The organism is Sulfitobacter sp. THAF37 (assembly GCF_009363555.1).
Classification (GTDB): domain Bacteria; phylum Pseudomonadota; class Alphaproteobacteria; order Rhodobacterales; family Rhodobacteraceae; genus Sulfitobacter.
Window position 1 is genome coordinate 834,497 of sequence record NZ_CP045372.1, and the last position, 19,942, is coordinate 854,438.

The 19,942-nt window shown below is 62.9% G+C and carries 21 protein-coding genes and 2 riboswitches; of the genes, 11 read left to right on the forward strand and 10 right to left on the reverse strand.

Features of this window, described 5'->3' with window-relative positions:
• The first annotated feature begins 65 nt into the window (after positions 1–65).
• Positions 66–899, forward strand: a complete 834-nt coding sequence (gene dapF / locus FIU94_RS04210) for a diaminopimelate epimerase (protein ID WP_152464583.1) — start codon at positions 66–68, stop codon at positions 897–899.
• Positions 896–2,149, forward strand: a complete 1,254-nt coding sequence (mtaB, locus tag FIU94_RS04215) for a tRNA (N(6)-L-threonylcarbamoyladenosine(37)-C(2))-methylthiotransferase MtaB (protein ID WP_152464584.1) — start codon at positions 896–898, stop codon at positions 2,147–2,149. Before dapF ends, mtaB begins: the two co-directional genes overlap by 4 nt.
• 99 nt (positions 2,150–2,248) lie before the next feature.
• On the opposite strand, the gene FIU94_RS04220 is transcribed toward mtaB, so the two are convergent.
• The 5 genes from FIU94_RS04220 to FIU94_RS04240 form a co-directional block, all read right to left on the reverse strand.
• Complete coding sequence (locus FIU94_RS04220; protein WP_152464585.1) at positions 2,249–3,037, reverse strand: cytochrome c1; 789 nt, start codon at positions 3,035–3,037, stop codon at positions 2,249–2,251.
• Positions 3,038–3,048: 11 nt separating this feature from the next.
• Positions 3,049–4,392 carry a cytochrome b gene (gene petB, locus FIU94_RS04225; protein ID WP_152464586.1) on the reverse strand — a complete coding sequence of 448 codons (1,344 nt, stop codon included), beginning with the start codon at positions 4,390–4,392 and terminating at the stop codon, positions 3,049–3,051.
• An 11-nt stretch (positions 4,393–4,403) separates the two neighbouring features.
• The gene (gene petA, locus FIU94_RS04230; protein WP_152464587.1) at positions 4,404–4,991 is read right to left on the reverse strand and encodes a ubiquinol-cytochrome c reductase iron-sulfur subunit; all 588 of its coding nucleotides are present in this window, start codon (positions 4,989–4,991) and stop codon (positions 4,404–4,406) included.
• A gap of 162 nt (positions 4,992–5,153) precedes the next feature.
• The gene (locus tag FIU94_RS04235; RefSeq protein WP_152464588.1) at positions 5,154–5,765 is read right to left on the reverse strand and encodes a glutathione S-transferase; all 612 of its coding nucleotides are present in this window, start codon (positions 5,763–5,765) and stop codon (positions 5,154–5,156) included.
• Positions 5,766–5,840: 75 nt separating this feature from the next.
• Positions 5,841–6,464, reverse strand: a complete 624-nt coding sequence (locus FIU94_RS04240) for an FMN-binding negative transcriptional regulator (RefSeq protein WP_152464589.1) — start codon at positions 6,462–6,464, stop codon at positions 5,841–5,843.
• A 62-nt stretch (positions 6,465–6,526) separates the two neighbouring features.
• Positions 6,527–6,678, forward strand: a riboswitch (FMN riboswitch).
• A gap of 77 nt (positions 6,679–6,755) precedes the next feature.
• Between FIU94_RS04240 and FIU94_RS04245 the strand changes: the two genes are divergently transcribed.
• Positions 6,756–7,205, forward strand: a complete 450-nt coding sequence (locus tag FIU94_RS04245; RefSeq protein WP_152464590.1) for a 6,7-dimethyl-8-ribityllumazine synthase — start codon at positions 6,756–6,758, stop codon at positions 7,203–7,205.
• 64 nt (positions 7,206–7,269) lie between these two features.
• Here the strand turns inward: FIU94_RS04245 and FIU94_RS04250 are convergent, their stop codons facing one another.
• Genes FIU94_RS04250 through FIU94_RS04260 form a run of 3 tightly spaced genes read right to left on the reverse strand, consistent with a single transcriptional unit; the run spans position 7,270 to position 10,461 of the window.
• A complete protein-coding gene (locus FIU94_RS04250) occupies positions 7,270–7,962 on the reverse strand; it encodes an ATP-binding cassette domain-containing protein (RefSeq protein ID WP_152464591.1) in 693 nt (230 codons plus the stop codon).
• On the reverse strand, positions 7,949–9,502 hold the full coding sequence (locus FIU94_RS04255) for a thiamine/thiamine pyrophosphate ABC transporter permease ThiP (RefSeq protein WP_152464592.1): 1,554 nt from the start codon (positions 9,500–9,502) through the stop codon (positions 7,949–7,951). The genes FIU94_RS04250 and FIU94_RS04255 overlap by 14 nt, the downstream gene beginning before the upstream one ends.
• The gene (locus tag FIU94_RS04260; RefSeq protein WP_152464593.1) at positions 9,478–10,461 is read right to left on the reverse strand and encodes a thiamine ABC transporter substrate binding subunit; all 984 of its coding nucleotides are present in this window, start codon (positions 10,459–10,461) and stop codon (positions 9,478–9,480) included. Before FIU94_RS04260 ends, FIU94_RS04255 begins: the two co-directional genes overlap by 25 nt.
• 34 nt (positions 10,462–10,495) lie before the next feature.
• Positions 10,496–10,596: riboswitch (TPP riboswitch) on the reverse strand.
• Positions 10,597–10,687: 91 nt separating this feature from the next.
• Here FIU94_RS04260 and aroC point away from each other — a divergent pair.
• Genes aroC through FIU94_RS04280 form a run of 4 tightly spaced genes read left to right on the forward strand, consistent with a single transcriptional unit; the run spans position 10,688 to position 14,352 of the window.
• Positions 10,688–12,019 carry a chorismate synthase gene (gene aroC, locus FIU94_RS04265; protein WP_152464594.1) on the forward strand — a complete coding sequence of 444 codons (1,332 nt, stop codon included), beginning with the start codon at positions 10,688–10,690 and terminating at the stop codon, positions 12,017–12,019.
• A gap of 7 nt (positions 12,020–12,026) precedes the next feature.
• A complete protein-coding gene (locus tag FIU94_RS04270) occupies positions 12,027–12,962 on the forward strand; it encodes a DMT family transporter (protein WP_152464595.1) in 936 nt (311 codons plus the stop codon).
• Positions 12,963–12,982: 20 nt separating this feature from the next.
• Positions 12,983–13,579 carry a cob(I)yrinic acid a,c-diamide adenosyltransferase gene (cobO, locus tag FIU94_RS04275; RefSeq protein WP_152464596.1) on the forward strand — a complete coding sequence of 199 codons (597 nt, stop codon included), beginning with the start codon at positions 12,983–12,985 and terminating at the stop codon, positions 13,577–13,579.
• On the forward strand, positions 13,579–14,352 hold the full coding sequence (locus tag FIU94_RS04280; protein ID WP_152464597.1) for an SDR family NAD(P)-dependent oxidoreductase: 774 nt from the start codon (positions 13,579–13,581) through the stop codon (positions 14,350–14,352). Before cobO ends, FIU94_RS04280 begins: the two co-directional genes overlap by 1 nt.
• A 47-nt stretch (positions 14,353–14,399) precedes the next feature.
• Here FIU94_RS04280 and FIU94_RS04285 read toward each other — a convergent pair whose 3' ends face one another.
• Positions 14,400–15,953, reverse strand: coding sequence for an alkaline phosphatase (locus FIU94_RS04285; protein WP_152464598.1), 1,554 nt, complete (start codon positions 15,951–15,953; stop codon positions 14,400–14,402).
• 274 nt (positions 15,954–16,227) lie between these two features.
• On the opposite strand from FIU94_RS04285, the gene FIU94_RS04290 reads away from it, so the two are divergent.
• Positions 16,228–17,172, forward strand: coding sequence for a cyclase family protein (locus FIU94_RS04290; protein ID WP_152464599.1), 945 nt, complete (start codon positions 16,228–16,230; stop codon positions 17,170–17,172).
• 162 nt (positions 17,173–17,334) lie between these two features.
• On the opposite strand, the gene FIU94_RS04295 is transcribed toward FIU94_RS04290, so the two are convergent.
• Positions 17,335–18,204, reverse strand: a complete 870-nt coding sequence (locus FIU94_RS04295) for a branched-chain amino acid aminotransferase (protein WP_152466942.1) — start codon at positions 18,202–18,204, stop codon at positions 17,335–17,337.
• Between the two features lie 150 nt (positions 18,205–18,354).
• On the opposite strand from FIU94_RS04295, the gene FIU94_RS04300 reads away from it, so the two are divergent.
• The 3 genes from FIU94_RS04300 (at position 18,355) to FIU94_RS04310 (ending at position 19,941) form a co-directional block, all read left to right on the forward strand.
• Positions 18,355–18,867 carry a MarR family winged helix-turn-helix transcriptional regulator gene (locus FIU94_RS04300; protein WP_152464600.1) on the forward strand — a complete coding sequence of 171 codons (513 nt, stop codon included), beginning with the start codon at positions 18,355–18,357 and terminating at the stop codon, positions 18,865–18,867.
• Positions 18,864–19,565 (forward strand): response regulator, encoded by a 702-nt coding sequence (locus FIU94_RS04305; protein WP_152464601.1) that lies wholly within the window; start codon positions 18,864–18,866, stop codon positions 19,563–19,565. The genes FIU94_RS04300 and FIU94_RS04305 overlap by 4 nt, the downstream gene beginning before the upstream one ends.
• A 133-nt stretch (positions 19,566–19,698) precedes the next feature.
• Positions 19,699–19,941, forward strand: a complete 243-nt coding sequence (locus FIU94_RS04310) for an exodeoxyribonuclease VII small subunit (protein ID WP_152464602.1) — start codon at positions 19,699–19,701, stop codon at positions 19,939–19,941.
• Position 19,942: the final 1 nt, after the last annotated feature.

The window sequence follows — 19,942 nt, forward strand, 5'->3', positions numbered from 1 at the left end:
CCCTTAAACTACGATTCTTCAGGTGCCCGCTGGATTCGTCCGGCGTGCGGCGTTATATGCGCGAAATGAGCACCATCAGAACAGCTGGATTGCCCTTCATGAAAATGCACGGGCTGGGCAACGACTTTGTCGTCGTAGACGCACGGGCACAGGCGATTTCCGTCACACCCGCCATGGCCAAAGCCATTGGGGACAGGCATTTCGGCGTCGGGTTCGACCAGCTTGCCCTGATTTCCGACGGGGATGCCGATGCGCATCTGACCTTCTACAATGCCGATGGATCGCTTTCGGCGGCCTGCGGCAACGCAACGCGCTGCATCGCGCGCTACCTGATGGACGAAACGGGCGCCACATCCCTGCATCTGACCTCGGAACGGGGCGACTTGCAGGCCCAAGACCGGGGCGATGGCATCACGGCTGTCAACATGGGGCATCCTCAGCTTCTGTGGCACGAGATCCCGCTGGCAGAAAAGATGGACACGCTGGAACTGCCGATTGAGGGCGCGCCGACCGCGACTGGCATGGGCAACCCCCATTGCACCTTTTTCGTAGATGACGTGTCCGCTGTGGCGCTCGACACCTTTGGCCCGGCCTTTGAGCATCATCCACTCTATCCCCAGCGCACTAACGTACAGGTGGCGCAGATCGTCGGGCCGGATCATATCCGCATGCGCGTGTGGGAACGCGGCGTCGGTGTCACATGGGCCTCCGGCACTTCCTCCTGCGCCTGTGCCGTCGCCGCCGCGCGACGCGGTCTGACCGGGCGCAGCGTGCGCATCGACCTTGACGGCGGCACGCTGTACATCGAATGGCGCGAGGATGGCGTCTGGATGACCGGGCCGACTGTTCACGTCTTCTCAGGCACCCTGACGCATGCCTTCCTGGAGCAGATCACATGAACGCGCCGGTCTTTTCCAACCACGGCTGCCGGTTGAACGCCTACGAAGTCGAAGCGATGAAGGATCTCGCGGGCCAGGCGGGTCTGGGAAACGCCGTGGTGGTGAACACCTGCGCCGTCACCGCAGAAGCGGTGCGCAAGGCGCGCCAGGACATCCGCAAGCTGCGCAAGGCGCACCCCGACGCCCGGTTGATCGTCACCGGCTGCGCCGCCCAGACGGAACCCGAAACCTTTTCCCGCATGACCGAGGTAGACGCCGTTATCGGCAACACCGAAAAGATGCAGCCCGACACCTGGCGCGGACTGGCCGCGGACTTCATCGGAGAGACCGAGGCGCTGCAGGTCGACGACATCATGTCCGTGACAGAGACCGCCGGGCATCTGATCGACGGGTTCGGCACCCGCAGCCGCGCCTACGTTCAGGTGCAGAACGGCTGCGACCATCGGTGCACCTTCTGCATCATACCATACGGTCGCGGCAATTCACGCTCTGTCCCGGCAGGCGTCGTTGTCGATCAGATCAAGCGGCTGGTGGACAAGGGTTTCAACGAGGTGGTGCTAACCGGGGTCGACCTGACCTCTTGGGGGGCCGACCTGCCCGCCGCGCCGCGCCTGGGCGATCTCGTCATGCGCATCCTGCGGCTGGTGCCCGACCTGCCCCGCCTCAGGATCAGCTCGATCGATTCGATCGAAGTGGACGAAAACCTGATGCAGGCCATCGCCACGGAGCCGCGACTGATGCCGCATCTGCACCTCAGCCTTCAGCATGGCGACAACATGATTCTGAAGCGGATGAAACGGCGGCATCTGCGCGAAGATGCCATCGCCTTCTGCGACGCGGCGCGGCACCTGCGCCCCGACATGACCTTTGGCGCCGACATCATCGCCGGTTTCCCGACGGAGACCGACGCGATGTTCGACAACGCCCTGCGCATGGTCGAAGACTGCAACCTGACCTGGCTGCATGTCTTCCCCTACTCCGCCCGGCCCGGCACACCGGCAGCACGCATGCCCGCCGTAAACGGTCGCAGCATCAAAGAGCGTGCGGCCCGTCTGCGTGCAGCTGGTGAAAAACAGGTAGGGCGCCATTTGGAGCAGCAGGTGGGCCGAACCCACGGTATCCTGATGGAAAGCCCGACGATGGGCCGGACCGAGCAGTTCGCCGAGGTGCATTTCGAAACGCCACAGACCGTAGGTGACATCGTCACCGCAATGATCACCGGAAAGACGGATAGCGCCCTTTCGGCCTGACTGTGCCCGCGATTGCTCACCCCACGACCCCGCAAAAGTAAAGCCCTCCCAACCGTCAAGGTCGGGAGGGCTTTGTCATGCAATGCCGGGTGCGCCGGATCAGTCTTCGCGCCTGTACTTCACGGCGGACCACAGCCGCTTGTTGGTGAGATACAGCAGCACGGCAAGCAGCGTGAGGAAGATCACACCGGCGAAACCGGCCTGTTTGCGGGCCATCATCTTGGGCTCTGCTGTCCACATCAGGAAGGCTGCGACATCCGCCGCCTCGTGGTGCAGATCGCTTTCGTGTCCATCGTCGAATTCAACGTCGTCGCCATAGAGCGGCGGGGCCATGGCGATCCAGCCGCCCGGGAACGCCGTATTCTCGTAGAACACCGTTCCGGCCTGCTCCCTTTCTTCACCGGTGTAACCGGTCAGCAAGGATGCGATATATTCCGGCCCGCCGATACCGTTGATGAACTGGTTGATACCCAGCCCATACGGTCCGTGGAAGCCAGCCCGTGCCTTCGCCATGAGCGACAAGTCCGGTGCATTCGGAAGGGACGAACCGGGGAAGTGGTCCACCGGTGTGGCCGGGCGGAAGTCGTCCAGTTCCTCGTCGAAGACTTCGAAACGCTTGGCGTATTCGCGCACCTGATCCTCGGGCATGCTGGGTCCGCCGTCGTCCGCCAGGGTGCGGATCGGAACGAACTTCAGACCGTGGCACGCCGAACAGATCTCGGTGTAGATCTTCAGCCCGCGCTGCAACTGGTTCACGTCATAGGCACCGAACGGTCCTTCGAAGGAAAAGTCGAAGTTCTCGACATGGCCTTCCGAACCGGCGGCCAGGGCACCGGTGGTGCCAAAGCCGAGGGCCACAAGGGCGGAGAGGGTCAGTTTCTTGATCATTTTCTTCTCCGTCATTCTGCCGGTTTCACGATGGTCTTGGTGCCACCGGCCTTGGGCGCGTAATGGGCGTCAAAGTCTTCTTCGATGGACGCCGGTTGCGGCTGCGGCTTCTCGATCACGCCAAGCAGCGGCAGGATCACCAGGAAATAGGCGAACCAATAGGCCGATGCGATCAGCGAGAAGGACGCATAGGGTTCTTCCGCCGGCATGGCGCCCAGCCACATCAGCGCGAAGAAGTCGATCACCAGCAGGGCGAACCACCACTTGAACATCGGACGATAGCGACCGGACCGGACGCTGGATGTGTCCAGCCAAGGCACCAGCGCCATAACCGCAATCGCACCGAACATCGCCAGCACACCAAAGAACTTGGCGTCGATGATGCCGCCGGTCACGAAGGACGCGATCTGCACAACCCAGACTTCAGACGTAAAGGCACGCAGGATCGCGTAGAACGGCAGGAAGTACCATTCAGGCACGATGTGCGCAGGCGTCGCCAGCGGGTTGGCCTCGATGTAGTTGTCGGGGTGGCCCAGGTAGTTCGGCATGAAGCCGACAATGGCAAAGAACACCGCCAGGATTACCGCCAGCGCGAACAGGTCCTTGATCACGAAATAGGGCCAGAACGGCAGCGTGTCCTTCTGCGCTTCCTCCTTGGACCCACGGCGCACTTCAACACCCGTGGGGTTGTTGTTGCCGGTGGTGTGGAAGGCCCAGATGTGCACGATCACGAGGCCCGCGATGACAAAGGGCAGCAGGTAGTGCAGCGAGAAGAAGCGGTTCAGCGTGGCATTGTCCACGGCGGGTCCGCCCAGCAGGAAGGTCTGCAGCGACTCGCCCACAAAGGGGATCGCGCCGAACAGACCGGTGATCACGGTTGCACCCCAGAAGGACATTTGCCCCCAAGGCAGCACGTAGCCCATGAAGCCTGTGGCCATCATCAGCAGGTAGATCAGCATGCCGATGATCCAGGTAATCTCGCGCGGGGCCTTGTAGGAACCGTAGTAAAGGCCGCGGAAGATATGCGCATAGACCGCCACGAAGAACAGCGAGGCGCCGTTCGCGTGCAGGTAGCGCAGCATATACCCGCCGTTGACGTTCCGCATGATGTGCTCGACCGAGCTGAACGCCAGATCCACATGCGGCGTGTAATGCATGACCAGCACGATACCGGTGATGATCTGCAACGCCAGGCAGAAGGTCAGGACGATGCCCCAGATCCACATCCAGTTCAGGTTCTTGGGCGTAGGGATCATCAATGTGTCATAGAGCAGACCAACAACGGGCAGGCGGCGTGCAAGCCACTTTTCTCCGCCGGACTTCGGCTCGTAATGGTCGTGAGGAATTCCAGACATCGAGTTCTCCCTTAACCCAGTTTGATCGTGGAAGCGTCCACGAATTCGGCGACGGGCACCGGCAGGTTGCGCGGTGCGGGCCCTTTGCGGATGCGTCCGGCTGTGTCGTAGTGCGAGCCGTGGCAGGGGCAGAACCAGCCGTCGAAATCACCGGCGTCGCCCAGCGGGACGCAGCCCAGGTGCGTGCAGACGCCCATCATCACCAGCCATTCGCCCGAGGTTGCGTCGCCATCGCCGCCGTCAAAAGGGGCAAGCGCGCGATTCTCGTCCGTCGCAGGGGAGTCATCGGGCAAATTCGCGTTTTCGGCGTTCGGATCTGGCAGTTCGTTCAGATCGACGGCACGGGCCTCTTCGATCTCTTCGCCGGTCCGGCGCCGGATGAACACGGGCTTGCCGAGCCATTTGACCGTCAGCTGCGTGCCCGGTTCGAGCCCGCTCACGTCAACGCGGATCGACGACAGCGCCAGCACGTCTGCAGAAGGGTTCATCTGGTTGACCAGCGGCCACACCGCCGCGCCGACGGCGACGGCACCTGTGCCGGCGGTTGCGTAATACAGGAAATCCCTCCGGGTGCCTGCGTGATCTTCTGCGTTGGACACGGCTCTACTCCACTTCTTGGCACAGAGGCCATTGGACATACCGGGGGCGCAAGCGCCCCCTGACTTCATCGCGCTGTCTAGCGGCATGGCGCGCGTCCGTCCAGATGGCAAAGGCGCGCAAACCGTCGCAGGCAGTGAATTAATCCCGCCGATTGCCGAAAATTACGCCTGCGGAGGGCGCGTCGCCTGCATCGAGGGACGCGAATCGAACGCATCGAACCAACTGGAAAGCGCGTCCCTGCCCTTGCGCCAGCCCCGCGCATCATGGCGGAATTCCAGATATCCCAGCGCGCAACCGACCGCGATCTGGCCCATGTCCAATGGCCCTTGCAGATGGCTCATCCAGCGATTGTTCAGCGCGGTCAGCGCCCGGTCGACCTTGCCCCACTGCCCGTCAACCCATTCGGGCATACGTGCATTTTCGGGCCGCAGGCGGGTCTCGTAGACCATCAGCAACGCCGCATCCAGCATACCGTCCGCCGTTGCCTCCAGCGTCAGCGTATCCCAGCGCCGCGCACCCAACCCGTAAAGTCCGCCGCCAGCGCGGTCATCCAGGTAAGCGCAGATGACCCGGCTGTCATACAACGCCGGTCCCTCGGACCGCTCCAGCGCCGGCACCTTGCCCAGAGGGTTCTTTGGCAGCAGCGCAGTATCCGGGCCGATCGGCGTGGTGGAGATGGTTTCCAGCGCCACATCTTCCAGCTGTCCGGTTTCGTGCAACAAAACCATGACCTTGCGGACATAGGGCGAGGTCGGTGAATAGGCGAGTTTCATGGCAGCCTCCTGTCGGTTTGCGGCACTATCACAGGCGCGACCGCGACAGGCAATGACCTGTGGAGGGCCCACGCATTATTTCGGACGGGCCGCCCGCATCACCGCCGCAAGCGCCGCGACATCGCTGCCGAAACCGTAGCCTGCCATCTGGTCGGCCGCCGCATACCGTACCGCGTCGGTCTTGTTCTGACTCAGCTTCCAGGTGCCATCCACAGTCCTGATATGCATCCGGCACGGCACGATCATCCGCATCAGCCGGTCCATGACCTCTGGCGTCATCTTGTCGGTTTTCCAGGGCGGTTTTGGCAGCAGCCGGTCCTCATAGGCCGCCGAATGACGGTCCAGCAGATCGCGCAACTCCTCCACAGGGCGGGCTTCCAGCGTCCCGGTCAGATGCACCGCGATGTAGTTCCACGTCGGCACCTGGTCGGATACGCCATACCAGTCCGGAGAGACGTAGGAATCTCCGCCCGACACCGCCAGCGTCACCTCGGGCCGCGCGCCGAGCGCGCGGGCGATCGGGTTGGAGCGCACCAGATGCAGATCAACCGTGCTGCCATCGTCGCTCAGCAGGAAGGGCACATGCGCCAGCATGGGTGCCCCCTGCGCAGAGGCGGCCAGCACCCCGAACCCGCGGTCCCGCGCAAAGGCGAGGTTCCGGTCTGTATCGGCATCGTGAAATACGGGATTCGGATGCATCGCCTTCCCTTTCGTAACGGCACGATTTCTATTGCAGGCAATCCGGCGGCTTGGCAACATAACCGCATTCTCAGGGCGGGGCGGAATTCCCCACCGGCGGTAGGGGAGCAATCCCGAGCCCGCGAGCGCCGACACCCCTTCGGGTGGTGCCGGGTCAGCAGATCTGGTCAGACTCCAGAGCCGACGGTCACAGTCCGGATGAAAGAGAATGCGAAAGCAACGGGGCCGTCCGGCCCTTGTGCCGTCGTGATCGCCTTGGGTGGACGTGTCTGAACCAAGAGGAGATCACAAATGACACATGGCCATCATGGCTCCGCCCGCTTCGCCTTTATCAAAGCCCGCTGGCATGCCGACATCGTTGATCGTGCGCTTGACGGTTTCACCCAGATCATCCCCTCCGATCAGGTCGACGTCTACGACGTGCCCGGTGCGTTCGAATTGCCGCTGCTGGCGCAGAAACTCGCGCGCCGGGGCGACCATGTCGCCATTGCCTGTGCCGCATTCGTGGTGGACGGCGGCATCTACCGGCACGACTTCGTCGCCGCAGCGGTCGTGGATGGGCTGATGCAAGCGGGTCTGGAGACCGGGGTGCCCGTGCTGTCCGTTTCCCTGACACCCCATCAGTACCAGGAAACGGCGCACCACAACGCCATCTACCGGGAGCATTTCATCGAAAAGGGGCGCGAGGCCGCCCAAGCGGCTCTCGGAATTGTTGAGACCCACCAGACGGTCGGTGCCTGACACCTCAGGCGTCACCGTGGTATTTGAGGCAGACGGGCCGGGCTTTCGGGCAGTTCCAGCTGTCTCAGCCCAGGTAGTCTCTGAGTTCCGGCGGCGGGTTGTCCATCAACGCCACCGCCGGTTGCGGCGCATGCGCCACCCCACCGGCGACAAAGATCACCTCGTCCGCTATGCGGCGCACGTCGTCGGGGGCATGAGTCACCATGATCAGCGCCGCCCCGGTTTCGGCCACCAGGTCCTGCACAAGATCCAGCATCTCGTTGCGCAACGCCGGGCCGAGTGCCGCAAATGGCTCATCGAGCAGCACCAGCGGCCGGGCCTGCACCAGCACCCGCGCCAGAGCGGCGCGGCTTTGCTGACCGCCCGACAACGCGCCGGGCCGCCTTTGCGCCTGATCGGCCAACCCGACCCGCTCCAGCGCCCACGCCACGCTGTCGCGATCGGCCTCTGTCAGCCGCATGTGGGGGTTGATGCCCAGCCCGACGTTCTGGGCCACGCTCAGGTGCGGGAACAGGTTGTTGTCCTGAAACAACATCGTCATCGGCCGCGCGCCCGGCGCGGCATCCGTGATATCCCGCCCGTCCCAGCTCAGGCGCCCCGCACTCAGCGGGACAAAGCCGCCCAGCGCGGAAAGCAGAGTCGATTTTCCCGCACCTGACGGCCCGATGACAGCGTATTTCCGTCCCTGCTCCAACGCCATGTCCGCGTCCAGCTGGAAGCTGCCCAACGTGATTCTGGCCTGTTCAATCCGCAACACCGCTGCGCCCTCCCCTGTCGCATATCCAGAAGATACCAAGCGCCATGACCAGCAGCAGCAGCGCCGCGCCAGCGGCGGCCTGCATCTGGTAGGCGCCCATCAGCCGGTACATCTGCAACGGCAGCGTCGCGCGGTCGGGATCGGCGAACAGCGCGATCACGCCGAGGTCGCCGATGGACAACGCCCCTGTCAACCCGGCCGCAAAGCCGATCTGTGGCCGTAGACGCGGCAAAATCACCCAGCGCCACAATGACCATCCCCGCATCTTCAGCGCCGTGGCCAGCCGCCCATATTCACGCAGCGTATCCCGCAGGCGGGGCACCATGATCCGCAGGGCGAACGGCAACGCCATCAGCGCATTGACCAGCGCGGTCACCGGCAACGCCAGCACGGCGGGGTCTACCACCGGATTCAGCAGGATGAACCATCCCGTCCCGATCATCAGTGGCGAGGCGGAGAGACCAAAAAGGCCTATTGCCTCAACACCCCCGGTCGCGCGCCCGGCGATCCACCCGGCCATCGGCAGCGCCAGCAGCAACAGGACCACGATGCTCAGACCCGCGACACCCAGCGACACGCCCGCCGCCTGCCAGACCGATGCGGGCATCAGCGGCACCCCCAAGAGACCGCGCAGCACGACAGCCCCCAGCGGCACCAGCAGAAAGGCCGCGCCCAGCAGGATCAGCGCGATATCGGACCAGCGTTGCAGCCCGCTGCGGGCATCCCAACGCATCGGCACCCGGTCGAGACCGCCGCCGATGCCCACAGAAGGCACGAACCACAGTGCCGCCAGAGCCGCGGTTCCCGCGACGGCCAGTTGCACCAGCGACAGCAGGGCTGCGCGGGTCAGATCAAAGTCATAGCGAAAGGTCTGATAGATGGCGAGTTCAACGGTCGTGGCGCGCGGCCCCCCGCCCAGCGTCAGCGCCACGGCGAAACTGGTCAGGCAGATGACAAAGATCAGGGCGAAGGCTCCGGGCCCGATCTGGCGCAGCAGCGGCCATTCCAGTGTTCGCGCCACCGCACGTGGGCTAAGGTTCAGTTGCGCGACCAGCCGGAAGCGTTCCGCCGGCACCGCTTGCCAGCCCTGCAACAGAAGCCGCGTGGCCAGCGGCAAGTTAAAGAAAACATGGGCCAACACGACACCGTGCAGCCCATAGACCGACAGCTCCGGCAGTCCAAGGGCCACAAGGCCGGTGTTGAGCAGCCCGTTGCGGCCGAAAACCGCCAGCAGCCCGATCACCGCAACGATGACAGGCAGAATAAACGGCACCCCCAACAGCATCACCAGCACCCCGTGCCCGAAGAACCTCCGCCGCGCCAGGGCGCGGGCCAGCGGTATCGCAAGCAACACGGAAAAGGCAGCCGAAAGCAGCGCCTGCACCACGGTAAAACGGATCGCCGCCAGATCGCCGGGGCCAAAGCCGCCCGGTTCGGCACGCGAGAGTATTCCGATGCCTGCGGCCAGCACCACCGCAACCGTCACGGCGGCAGCGGTGATGCCCGCGTTGCGCGTTACTGGGTCAGCGCGCTGCGCCATGCCTCGATCGCCTTCTCCTGCACGGCGGCGGCTTCAGCCTCGTCGTAAAACAGCACCTTCTCGGGCAGGTCCAGTTCGGCCCAGCCTTCGGGCCATTGTTCCTGCGGCAGGGCCGAAGGCAGCGACCAGTTCGCGGTCGGAATCTGCGTCTGGAACGTGTCCGACATGACGAAGGACATGAACTGGTCCGCCAGCTCGGGCACATCGGTTTGCGCCACCTTGGCCACGGTTTCGACCATGAAATAGTGACCCTCGGGGAACAGCGCCGCGTGCTTGGTGAAATCGTCTTCGGCGAACATGTGATAGGCGGGCGAGGTGGTGTAGCTGAGCACCATGTCCGCTTCGCCATCGGTGAACATGCCGTAGGACGTCGACCAGTCCTTCGTGACCGTCAGGATTTTCGGGGCCAGCTTGCTCCAGGCCTCTTGCGCCTTGTCGCCATAGACGGCCTCGACCCACAGCACCAGCGCGAGACCGGAAATCGACGTGCGTGGATCCTGGATCACAATCTTCACGTCGTCGGACATGTTCAGCAGATCGTCGAATGTCGCGGGCGGATTCTCCATCCGGGTGTCATCAAACACAAAGGCGGTATGCCCGTAGTTGAACGGCAGAAAGACGTCATCCGTCCACTCAATGGGCAGGGTCAGGTCGGAATTGTCTTGTCCATGCGGCGCGAAAAGCCCGGTCGACCGCGCCTTTGCCGTGACATCGGACGTCAGACCGATCACCACGTCCGCCTTGGTCCGCTCGCCTTCGAGCAGCAGGCGCGGCATCAGATCGCCGGTCGAGAATTGCAGATCGCAATCGCAAACCTTCTCGAACTCGGTCTCGATCGTCGGGCCGGGGCCCCATTCGGATGTGAAGTAATCCCCCGCATAGACCGTCAGCACAGGCGTCTGGGCCTGCGCTGCGCCCGCGGCGAGTGTCATTGCAGCAGCAAAAGTGAGATGTCTCATGGCATCCTCCAATATGCGGCGTCAGAAAGCGTTGGATGGATGTCCATACCTTCCCTCCGCCGGTGTTAACCGGTTCAGGTTCAACGGGTCCGCACTCACGTACATCTCAGCTTTTCAGCCCCCCGAGGTATGACAAGAGCTAGGCCGCCGGTTGCGGACTTGCAAGGCGAAACCGCTTGAGGCCCCCCAACGGCCCCGGTAACAGGGTCATCAAAGGAGCTTCGCAATGTCGATCAACAGCTTTGGCCACCTTTTCCGTGTGACCACATGGGGCGAAAGCCACGGACCCGCCCTGGGTGCCACGGTCGATGGTTGCCCCCCCGGCGTCCCGGTGGATGCCGAAATGATCCAGCACTGGCTGGACCGCCGCAAACCGGGGCAGAACAAATACACGACGCAACGGCGCGAGGCGGACGAGGTCCGCATCCTGTCGGGTGTGTTCGAAGGGGTGACGACCGGAACACCGGTTCAGCTGATGATCGAGAACACCGACCAGCGGTCAAAGGACTACGGAGACATCAAGGACAAGTTCCGCCCCGGCCACGCCGACATCACCTATTTCCAGAAATACGGTGTGCGCGACTATCGCGGTGGCGGGCGGTCCTCGGCCCGTGAAACCGCAGCTCGGGTGGCGGCAGGTGGACTGGCCCGCGAGGCGATCAGGGCAATGGCGCCCGATGTGCAGATCACCGGCTACATGGTGCAGATGGGCCCGCACAAGATCGACCGCGATGCCTTTGACTGGGACCAGATCGAACAGAACCCGTTCTGGGTACCCGATGCCAAAGCCGCGACCGATTGGGCCGACTACCTTGACGGGCTGCGCAAATCCGGCAGCAGCGTGGGCGCCATCATCGAAGTTGTCGCCCGCGGCGTGCCCGCCGGTCTTGGCGCCCCGGTCTACGGCAAGCTGGACACCGATCTGGCCGCCGCGATGATGAGCATCAACGCGGTGAAAGGCGTGGAGATCGGTGAAGGCATGTCGGCGGCGATGCTGACCGGCGAGCTGAACGCGGATGAAATATTCGCTCCCACCGCGTCCGAGGACATCGTCGAGGTCTTTTTCAAAGGTGCCAGACTGGACTCCACCGGAGCATATATCATCCGTCCTCAGAACGAGAACGACAAGGAACGCTGGTTCAAGGTGAAGGATCTGTTCCATTTCACCGAGACCAAGGGCGGCATGACGCTTCAGGTCGTGCGCAAGGCGCTGAACAAGCGCATGATTGCAAATGGCGGCCTGCCGGTCGTGAAACGGGCGGGGCCGAAATACTCTTCCAACCACGCGGGCGGCATTCTCGGCGGGATCAGCACGGGTCAGGACATCGTGGTGCGCTTCGCGGTCAAGCCGACCTCGAGCATCCTTACCACGCGCAGGACGATCACCAAAACCGGCGAGGAAACCGAGATCATCACCAAGGGCCGCCACGACCCCTGCGTCGGCATCCGCGCGGTCCCGGTGGGCGAGGCGATGATGGCCTGCGTGCTGCTTGACCACATGCTGCTGCACCGGGGACAGGTGGGCGAGAATCGCGGCATCATCGGCCCGGGCGCATGAGCCATCCATGAAGGTCGAGGATTTCTCAGCAAGACCCGCGCTCGGCGTTGCTCTCAAGATCACGGCGATTTTCCTGTTCACCTGCATGTCGGCGATCATCAAATCCACTTCGGACGAGATTCCGCCGGGCGAACAGGTCTTCTTCCGATCCCTCTTTGCCATCCCGATCATCCTGATCTGGCTCGCTCACCGTGGACAGTTGAAAATCGGGCTCAAGGCAAAGAACCCGATGGGACACGTCTGGCGCGGGCTGTTCGGAACCACCGCGATGGGCCTGACCTTTGCCGGTCTGGGCCTGCTGCCCCTGCCCGAAGTCACGGCCATCGGGTTCGCCACCCCGATCTTCACCGTATTGCTGGCCGCGGTGATGCTGGGCGAACGCATCCGGCTGCTACGAATCAGCGCGGTGGCGGTCGGGCTGTTCGGGGTGCTGATCATCCTTTGGCCCCGCTTCGGCAGTTCACAGCTTGACCACATGGCCACCGTCGGCGCCATGCTGATCCTCGGCGCAACCATGATGCGCAGCCTGGTCCAGGTACACCTGCGTCAATTGGTGCAGAACGAACACACCGCCGCCATCGTCTTTTATTTCTCCGCCACCGCTTCGGTGCTGTCACTGCTCACCCTGCCGTTCGGCTGGGTCGTCCCCACCGGCCAGACCGCGCTGCTGCTGGTCTCTGCCGGGCTGGTCGGCGGGGTCGCACAAATTCTCGTCACGTCGTCCTACCGGTTCGGCTCCGTGTCGATGCTGGCCCCCTACGATTATACCTCAATGCTGTTTGCGATCATCCTCGGCTACGTGATCTTCGGCGAACTGCCCACGATCATGATGCTGGCGGGGGCCGCGCTGGTGATCTGCGCGGGCGTTCTCGTTATCTGGCGCGAGCACCAGCTGGGCATGGACCGCAGCAAAGTACGGGCCGTATCCGACCCGAAATCCTGACCCTCGAATAGGAGAGTGCCATGACCGATCAGTCCCACAAGGAAAAGATGCAAGAGCGTCAGACCGAGCAGCGCAAGAAGGTGGCCGAACTGCAGGACCCCGAGGCTGGGCTGGTGCTGGTCCACACCGGCGCAGGCAAGGGCAAGTCATCCTCCGCCTTCGGCGTCGTGGTACGTGCCCTCGGCTGGAAGCAACGTGTTGGCGTCGTCCAGTTCATCAAGGGCAAGTGGAAGACCGGCGAGCGGCTGTTTTTTGACCGGCTCGGCGGCGTGGATTGGCACACCATGGGCGAAGGTTTCACCTGGGACACCCAGGACAAGGAACGCGATATCGCCGCCGCCCAGGCCGCCTTTGCCAAGGCCCGCGAGATGATGGAAAGCGGCGACTATGATCTGGTCGTGCTGGACGAGATCAACATCGCCATGCGGTATGAATACCTGTCTGTCGATCAGGTCATCGAAGGGCTGGAGGCCCGCGACAAGCGTACCGGCGTGATCCTGACCGGCCGCGATGCGAAACCGGAACTCTGCGACTATGCCGACCTGGTCACTGAAATGACCGAGGTGAAACACCCCTTCAAGGCCGGGATCAAGGCGCAGAAGGGCGTTGATTTCTGATGACGACCCAAGACGGCAAGACCGCGAAAGTTGCGCTCGTCACTGGCGCTGCGCGTGGCATCGGGCTGGCCACCGCAAGGCTCTTTATCGAAGAGGGCTGGCTGGTCGCGGCACTGGACCGCGACGCGGAGGAATTGCAAAAGGCAACCGCCGACCTTGGTCAGGCGGCCAGCGCCTATGTCTGCGATGTGTCGGACCCGGGGGCAGTGGACCAGACCGTCGCGGATGTGCTCTTGCACTTCGGGCGGATCGACGCGCTGGTGAACAACGCGGGCGTCGCCGATTTCGGCCCGATCGAACAGACAGATTTCGGCCGGTGGCGCCGGGTGATGGACACCAACCTCGATGGCGTATTCCTGATGTCGCAGGCGGTCACACCGGCGCTGAAGGAGACAAAGGGCGCCCTGGTCAACATCGCCTCCATCTCCGGGTTGCGTGCCTCTACTCTTCGGGTCGCCTATGGCACCTCCAAGGCTGCGGTTATCCAGCTGACCAGGCAACAGGCGGCGGAACTGGGTGAATACGGCATCCGCGCCAACTGCGTCTGCCCCGGCCCGGTGCGGACCAAACTGGCGATGGCCGTGCATACCCAGGACATCATCGACGCCTACCATGACGCGATACCGCTGAACCGCTACGGCACGGAGCGCGAGATCGCCGAAGTCATCGTATTCCTCTGCGCGGAGAAGGCCAGCTATGTCACCGGGCAGGTCATCGCTTCTGACGGCGGTTTTGAAAGCACGGGCGTCGGCCTGTCCGCGCTGCGCAAATAGGGCGGACCTGTTCGGCCCGCCCTACGTGATACCTCGAACGGCGTGATTCAGATCGACGCGCCCTTGGGGTCCAGCGTGACCGAGTAAAGTTCGGTATCTGCCCGGTCCATCAGCCGCACCGTCATCTGCTGCGTCTGCGCGTCGATGTCGACAAGGCCAAAGAACTGCAATCCGGCGCTCGGCGGCAGGTTCACCTGACCCTCAGCGGGCGCCTTGACGAACTTCAGCTCCGGGCCAAATGTCGCGTCCAGCGCGTTCGGCCCGAAGGTGCCCGCGTGCAGCGGCCCTGACACGAATTCCCAGAACGGTTCAAAGTCCTGGAACTGCGCTTTGTCGGGGTTGTAATAATGTGCCGCCGTGTAATGCACATCTGCGGTGAACCAGACGGTGTTCTGCACCCGCGCGTTCTTGATGAACCGCAGCAATTCCGCGATTTCAAGCTCTCGACCGCCGGGGGCGCCGTCGTTCTTGTTGGCCACGCCTTCGATCTTGTCGCCATCCGGCACTACCAGACCAATCGGCATGTCGGAGGCGATCACTTTCCACGTCGCCGTGGAGTTTGTCAGCTCCCGCTTGAGCCATGCCATCTGTTCGGACCCCAGGATCGTGCTGTCCGCGTTGATCTCGCTTTCCTGAGATGCACCATTCGGGCCTCGGTAGCTGCGCAGATCCAGAAAGAAAACGTCCAGCATCGGACCATAGTTGATCTTGCGGTAGACGCGGTTCGGCTCTGCGGGCGTGATCCGCAGCGGTGTCATCTCGTGGAACGCCTGAGCGGCGCGGGCCGCCAGGACATGCACGGATTTTTCGGTGTAACGGTCATCGCCGCTCAGGTCCTTGGAGGCGGACCAGTTGTTGACGACCTCGTGGTCGTCCCACTGCATGAACGTCGGCACCTGCGCATTCAACGCCCGCACATGTTCGTCCAGCATGTTGTATTTCCACTGGCCGCGATATTCGTCCAGCGTTTCGGCGACCTTGCGCTTTTCATCGGGCAGGACAACGTTCTTCCACACACCGCCGTCGGGCAATTCGACCTCATCCTGCATCGGGCCATCGGCATAGATCGTGTCGCCCGAGTGCAGGAAGAAATCAGGCGTATGGCGGGCCATCGTGGCATAGGTCCGCATGCCATCCGCGTCGATGCCCCAGCCCTGACCGGCCGTGTCGCCGGACCAGGCAAATCGCACATCGCGGCGCGCCGTGGGGGCGGTGCGGAACCGGCCCACCAAGGGTTCGGAGGTCACGTTGAGGTCGGTCAGATCGGCGGCGGTGAACCGGTAAAAGATGTCCTGATCGCTCGGCAGGTCCTGCAGCAGGCGCTTGACCGCCATGTCATGGCCCGGCACCGCGTCCATGCTGGGCAGCTGCCGTGCATTTGCAAAGCTCTCCGTGGTCGACACTTCGACCATGACACGCGATGGGCGGTCGGTCCGGGTCCAGATCATGCCGGAGTTCGTATCCACATCCCCGGACTGGACACCGTGGGTGAACACGGGCCGGGAGGACGCACGGCTGATGGCCGGCATCGCCAGCGTTGCGGCAAAGGCGGCGGACCCCGCCAGCATGGAGCGGCGGGTCGGGCGCAGAAGTCTGGTCATGGATGGGTTTCCCTGTCTGGATGAATTCTGCGCCACACAAACCGCAGCCGCGTAACGGCCTGCCGACAGTTTCATGACAAGTCTTTCAAGCTTTCATGACAGCATCCGACACATCCCGTCTCACCGGGTTCCCCGTGGGTAATTACCCGGCCCCTGCCCGGTTCAGCCCGGACCAATCCACCGGGGATTCCCGTGACCGGGAAGTTTTCGTGTAACCTTTGCTCAGGGCCCGACCGAATCTCGCCCGCGGCCCGCAATTCTAGGGAGGAAAACCATGACAAGATTGATGACCGCCACACTGGCCGCGCTGGTACTGGCGGCAAATGCCAGCTTCGCGCAGGATTGCGCGCCTTCGAAATGGGGTGCGGATGACACGATCGGTTCCGCCAACCTGGTGACGCCCGAACGCACGCTGGAGGCTGCCAAGCTGATCAAACAGGGTAAATCCATGCCGCTGGGCATCACCATCGGACCGGACACACCCGCCTTTCCGCCCCGGTCGCTGAACCTGCAGGTGGTGCAACCGAACCAGCAGGGCGGGCAGAAATTGTCCAGCTTCGGCTACGAGGGCAATTACAACGACGATATACTCCAAACCTGGATCGGCATCGGTTCGCAGCTGGATGGGCTGGGGCATCTGGGCGAAGGCGGGCATTACTACAACTGCCTCGACGAAAAGGAGATTTCCGCCATCACCGGCCTGACCAAGCTGGGCACCCATGACGTGCCGCCACTGGTCGGACGGGCCGTGATCCTCGACATGGCCAAACATGCCGGCAAAGAGGTTATGGCCGCCGGGGAACACTTCGGATCGGAAGAGATAAAGGCTGCCGCCGAGGCGCAAGGCATCACCATGGGTGAGGGCGACATCATCCTGTTTCACACCGGCTGGACCGAAGGGATGCTGGAAAGCGACCCGATGCAATGGGGCAGCGCGGAACCCGGCCTGACAAACGAGGGCGCGGTCTATCTCGCCTCGCTCAACCCGCTGGCGGTGGGCGCTGATACCTGGGGGCTGGATGCCATCCCGCCCGCTGAAGGGGACAAGGTGTTCTATGGCCATGTCACCCTGCTGAAGGACAACGGGATCTACATTCTTGAGACCATGAACGTCGGCCCCTTGCTACGCGACGGGGTGAACGAGTTCATGTTTGTCCTCGGCCAGCCCCGGATCAAGGGAACGGTCCAGGCAATGATCAACCCAGTTGCCCTCTACTGAACGCTAAGACTGCCGCGCCCGGCCAACACGGGCGCGGCTTTTCGTCCTGGATTACGACTGCGCCGCTTTCAAGAAGATACCGGCCAAAAATCGTTGCTCTCGGCCAGTTCAGCGTTGATCCGTCTGGCAGGCGCCAGCCTCCCCCACAGACTCGGGCGGCTGTCAGCTCCGGACAAGCTTTTCGTAGCTGTCCGCGATGTCGCGGGTCATTGCCCCGACCTCGAACGTATAGTCGCCGATCTGTCCTACCGGGGTCACTTCGGCGGCGGTGCCGGTCAGCCAGCACTGCTCGAATCCTTCCAGCTCCTCCGGCATGATGTGGCGTTCGTGCACTGTGATGCCCTTGTCCTTCAGCATGCCGATCACCGTCTGTCGGGTGATGCCGTTGAGAAAGCAGTCGGCGTCGGGCGTGTGGACCTCTCCGTCCTTGACGAAGAAGATGTTGGCGCCCGTCGCCTCGGCCACGTAGCCGCGGTAATCCATGAACAGCGCGTCCGAGCAACCCTTCGCCTCTGCCGCATGTTTCGACATGGTGCAGATCATGTAGAGGCCCGCCGCCTTGGCATGAACGGGGATCGTCTCGGGGCTGGGGCGCTTCCACTTGGAGATATCGAGCTTTGCGCCATTCATCTTGGCATCGCCGTAGTAGGCACCCCAGGCCCATGCGGCGATTGCCAGACGCACGGGATTGCGAGCCGATGCCACGCCCATATCCTCACCCACACCCCGCCAGGCCACTGCCCGGACATAGGCATCTTCAAGGCCGGAGGCCTTCAGAACCTCGGCCTTCGCTGCCTCTATTTCGTCCACCGAATAGGGAATTTCAAAGTCGATCATCCGGGCAGAGCGGATCAGCCGCTCCGAATGTTCGCGGCTCTTGAAAATCTTGCCGCCATAGGCGCGTTCACCTTCGAACACGGAAGAGGCGTAATGCATGGCATGGGTCAGCACATGGACATTGGCCTCGCGCCAGTCGACCATCTTGCCATCCATCCAGATGTGACCGTCCCGGTCATCATAGGCACCTACCACCATATCTTCACTCCACGATTGAGAAATGTTGCGCAAACAGTGTCAGTATCGGACACATTCTGTCGCAAAAGTTGCGATTCCCTACCGTTTCACTCTTGGAGTGTCAACAACGCTGACGTAATGTCGTCGCCCAAAGGCAAGAGGTGTAACATGGCGGACGGACGCGCCCCAGCAGGTAGCGGCGGCGAGAACCTTCTGTTTCTGACGGACGAACAGCTGCGGCAAGGCAGTGAGGCGATGTTCTTTGCCTACCGCGGCTTCACCGCAGACCCCGACCGCATTCTGATGGACCTGGCCTACGGCCGCGCCCACCACAGGGCGATCCACTTCATCAACCGGGCCCCCGGCACCACGGTGAACAACCTGCTCAACATTCTCGGAGTTACAAAACAGTCACTCAACCGTGTCTTGCGCAGTCTGATCGCCGATGGTCTGGTTGAAAGCAGGGTAGGACGAAATGACAAGCGCGAACGCCATCTGTATCTTACCGAAGACGGTCAGACGCTGGAGCGGCAGCTGTCCGACGCCCAGCGCGCCCGGCTGCGCGCGGCCTACAGAGAGGCGGGACCGGAGGCTGTCGCGGGGTTCCGCAGGGTGTTGGAGGCAATGATGGACCCTGAAATGCGTGCGAGCTACGCGCGGCTGCGAGAAACCGGCGGATGAGCGGCATGGACGCGCATCTGCTGATCGTCGACGACGACGAACGCATCCGTACGCTGCTCAGGAAATTTCTGATGCGGCACGGCTTTCTGGTGACGGCGGCGCGCGACGCGGCACATGCCCGACGTATCCTGTCGGGTCTGGAATTCGACCTGATCGTGCTGGATGTCATGATGCCGGGAGAAGACGGGTTGAGCCTGACAATGTCCCTGCGCGAAAAGATGCAGTCGCCGATCCTGCTGCTGACAGCGAAGGGCGAGACCGACAATCGCATCGAGGGGCTGGAAGCCGGCGCCGATGACTATCTGGCGAAACCGTTTGAGCCGAAGGAGCTGTTGCTGCGGATCAACGCCATTCTGCGCCGCATGCCCGACGCGCGGCCGGAAGACACCGCGCCCAAGGTATTGTCGCTGGGGCACAACCGCTATGACATGGAACGCGGCGAGCTTTGGCAGGGCGACGAACTGGTGCGGCTCACGGCCACCGAAGTGCAGCTGATGCGGATTTTCGCGGCGCAGCCGGGCGAACCGATGAGCCGGACCCGCCTGGTCGAGGAACTGGGCCGCGACAGGGGGCAGGCGCAGGAGCGTGCGGTCGATGTGCAGATCACCCGGTTGCGCCGCAAGATCGAAATGAACCCAAAGCAGCCGCAATACCTGCAGACGGTGCGTGGCGCGGGCTACATGCTCGCCCCGGATTGAGCGGGCGGAGAGCGCCGGGGGCTGTCTGCCCCCGGACCCCCGAGATTATTTTTGGCAAAAAGAACCCCGGGCACGGCTGGCAGCGTCTGGCGATCGCCGTTAGTGTGCCGCCATCTGAACTGAAGAGGCACGGATGTCCGATACGGCTGTTGACGAAATGAGCTTTGAAACCGCGATGGCGGAACTGGAAAAGGTGCTGGGCCAGCTGGACCGCGGCGACGTGGCGCTGGACGAGAGCATCGCGCTTTATGAACGCGGGGCAGCATTGAAGGCGCGCTGTGAAGTCAAGTTGAAGGAAGCCGAGGAAAAGGTCGCCGCCATCACGCTGGACAGCGACGGCAATCCGACCGGCACCAAGGCGGTCGAAGGATTGTAGA

Coding starts and splice junctions, on each gene's coding strand:
- FIU94_RS04305 (WP_152464601.1), top strand. CDS start 18,864: ATGAGCGGCATGGACGCGCATCTGCTGATCGTCGACGACGACGAACGC.
- FIU94_RS04220 (WP_152464585.1), bottom strand. CDS start 3,037: ATGATCAAGAAACTGACCCTCTCCGCCCTTGTGGCCCTCGGCTTTGGC.
- FIU94_RS04310 (WP_152464602.1), top strand. CDS start 19,699: ATGTCCGATACGGCTGTTGACGAAATGAGCTTTGAAACCGCGATGGCG.
- dapF (WP_152464583.1), top strand. CDS start 66: ATGAGCACCATCAGAACAGCTGGATTGCCCTTCATGAAAATGCACGGG.
- FIU94_RS04280 (WP_152464597.1), top strand. CDS start 13,579: ATGACGACCCAAGACGGCAAGACCGCGAAAGTTGCGCTCGTCACTGGC.
- aroC (WP_152464594.1), top strand. CDS start 10,688: ATGTCGATCAACAGCTTTGGCCACCTTTTCCGTGTGACCACATGGGGC.
- FIU94_RS04300 (WP_152464600.1), top strand. CDS start 18,355: ATGGCGGACGGACGCGCCCCAGCAGGTAGCGGCGGCGAGAACCTTCTG.
- FIU94_RS04240 (WP_152464589.1), bottom strand. CDS start 6,464: ATGCATCCGAATCCCGTATTTCACGATGCCGATACAGACCGGAACCTC.
- cobO (WP_152464596.1), top strand. CDS start 12,983: ATGACCGATCAGTCCCACAAGGAAAAGATGCAAGAGCGTCAGACCGAG.
- FIU94_RS04270 (WP_152464595.1), top strand. CDS start 12,027: ATGAAGGTCGAGGATTTCTCAGCAAGACCCGCGCTCGGCGTTGCTCTC.
- FIU94_RS04235 (WP_152464588.1), bottom strand. CDS start 5,765: ATGAAACTCGCCTATTCACCGACCTCGCCCTATGTCCGCAAGGTCATG.
- petB (WP_152464586.1), bottom strand. CDS start 4,392: ATGTCTGGAATTCCTCACGACCATTACGAGCCGAAGTCCGGCGGAGAA.
- FIU94_RS04290 (WP_152464599.1), top strand. CDS start 16,228: ATGACAAGATTGATGACCGCCACACTGGCCGCGCTGGTACTGGCGGCA.
- FIU94_RS04245 (WP_152464590.1), top strand. CDS start 6,756: ATGACACATGGCCATCATGGCTCCGCCCGCTTCGCCTTTATCAAAGCC.
- FIU94_RS04255 (WP_152464592.1), bottom strand. CDS start 9,502: ATGGCGCAGCGCGCTGACCCAGTAACGCGCAACGCGGGCATCACCGCT.
- mtaB (WP_152464584.1), top strand. CDS start 896: ATGAACGCGCCGGTCTTTTCCAACCACGGCTGCCGGTTGAACGCCTAC.
- FIU94_RS04260 (WP_152464593.1), bottom strand. CDS start 10,461: ATGAGACATCTCACTTTTGCTGCTGCAATGACACTCGCCGCGGGCGCA.
- FIU94_RS04285 (WP_152464598.1), bottom strand. CDS start 15,953: ATGACCAGACTTCTGCGCCCGACCCGCCGCTCCATGCTGGCGGGGTCC.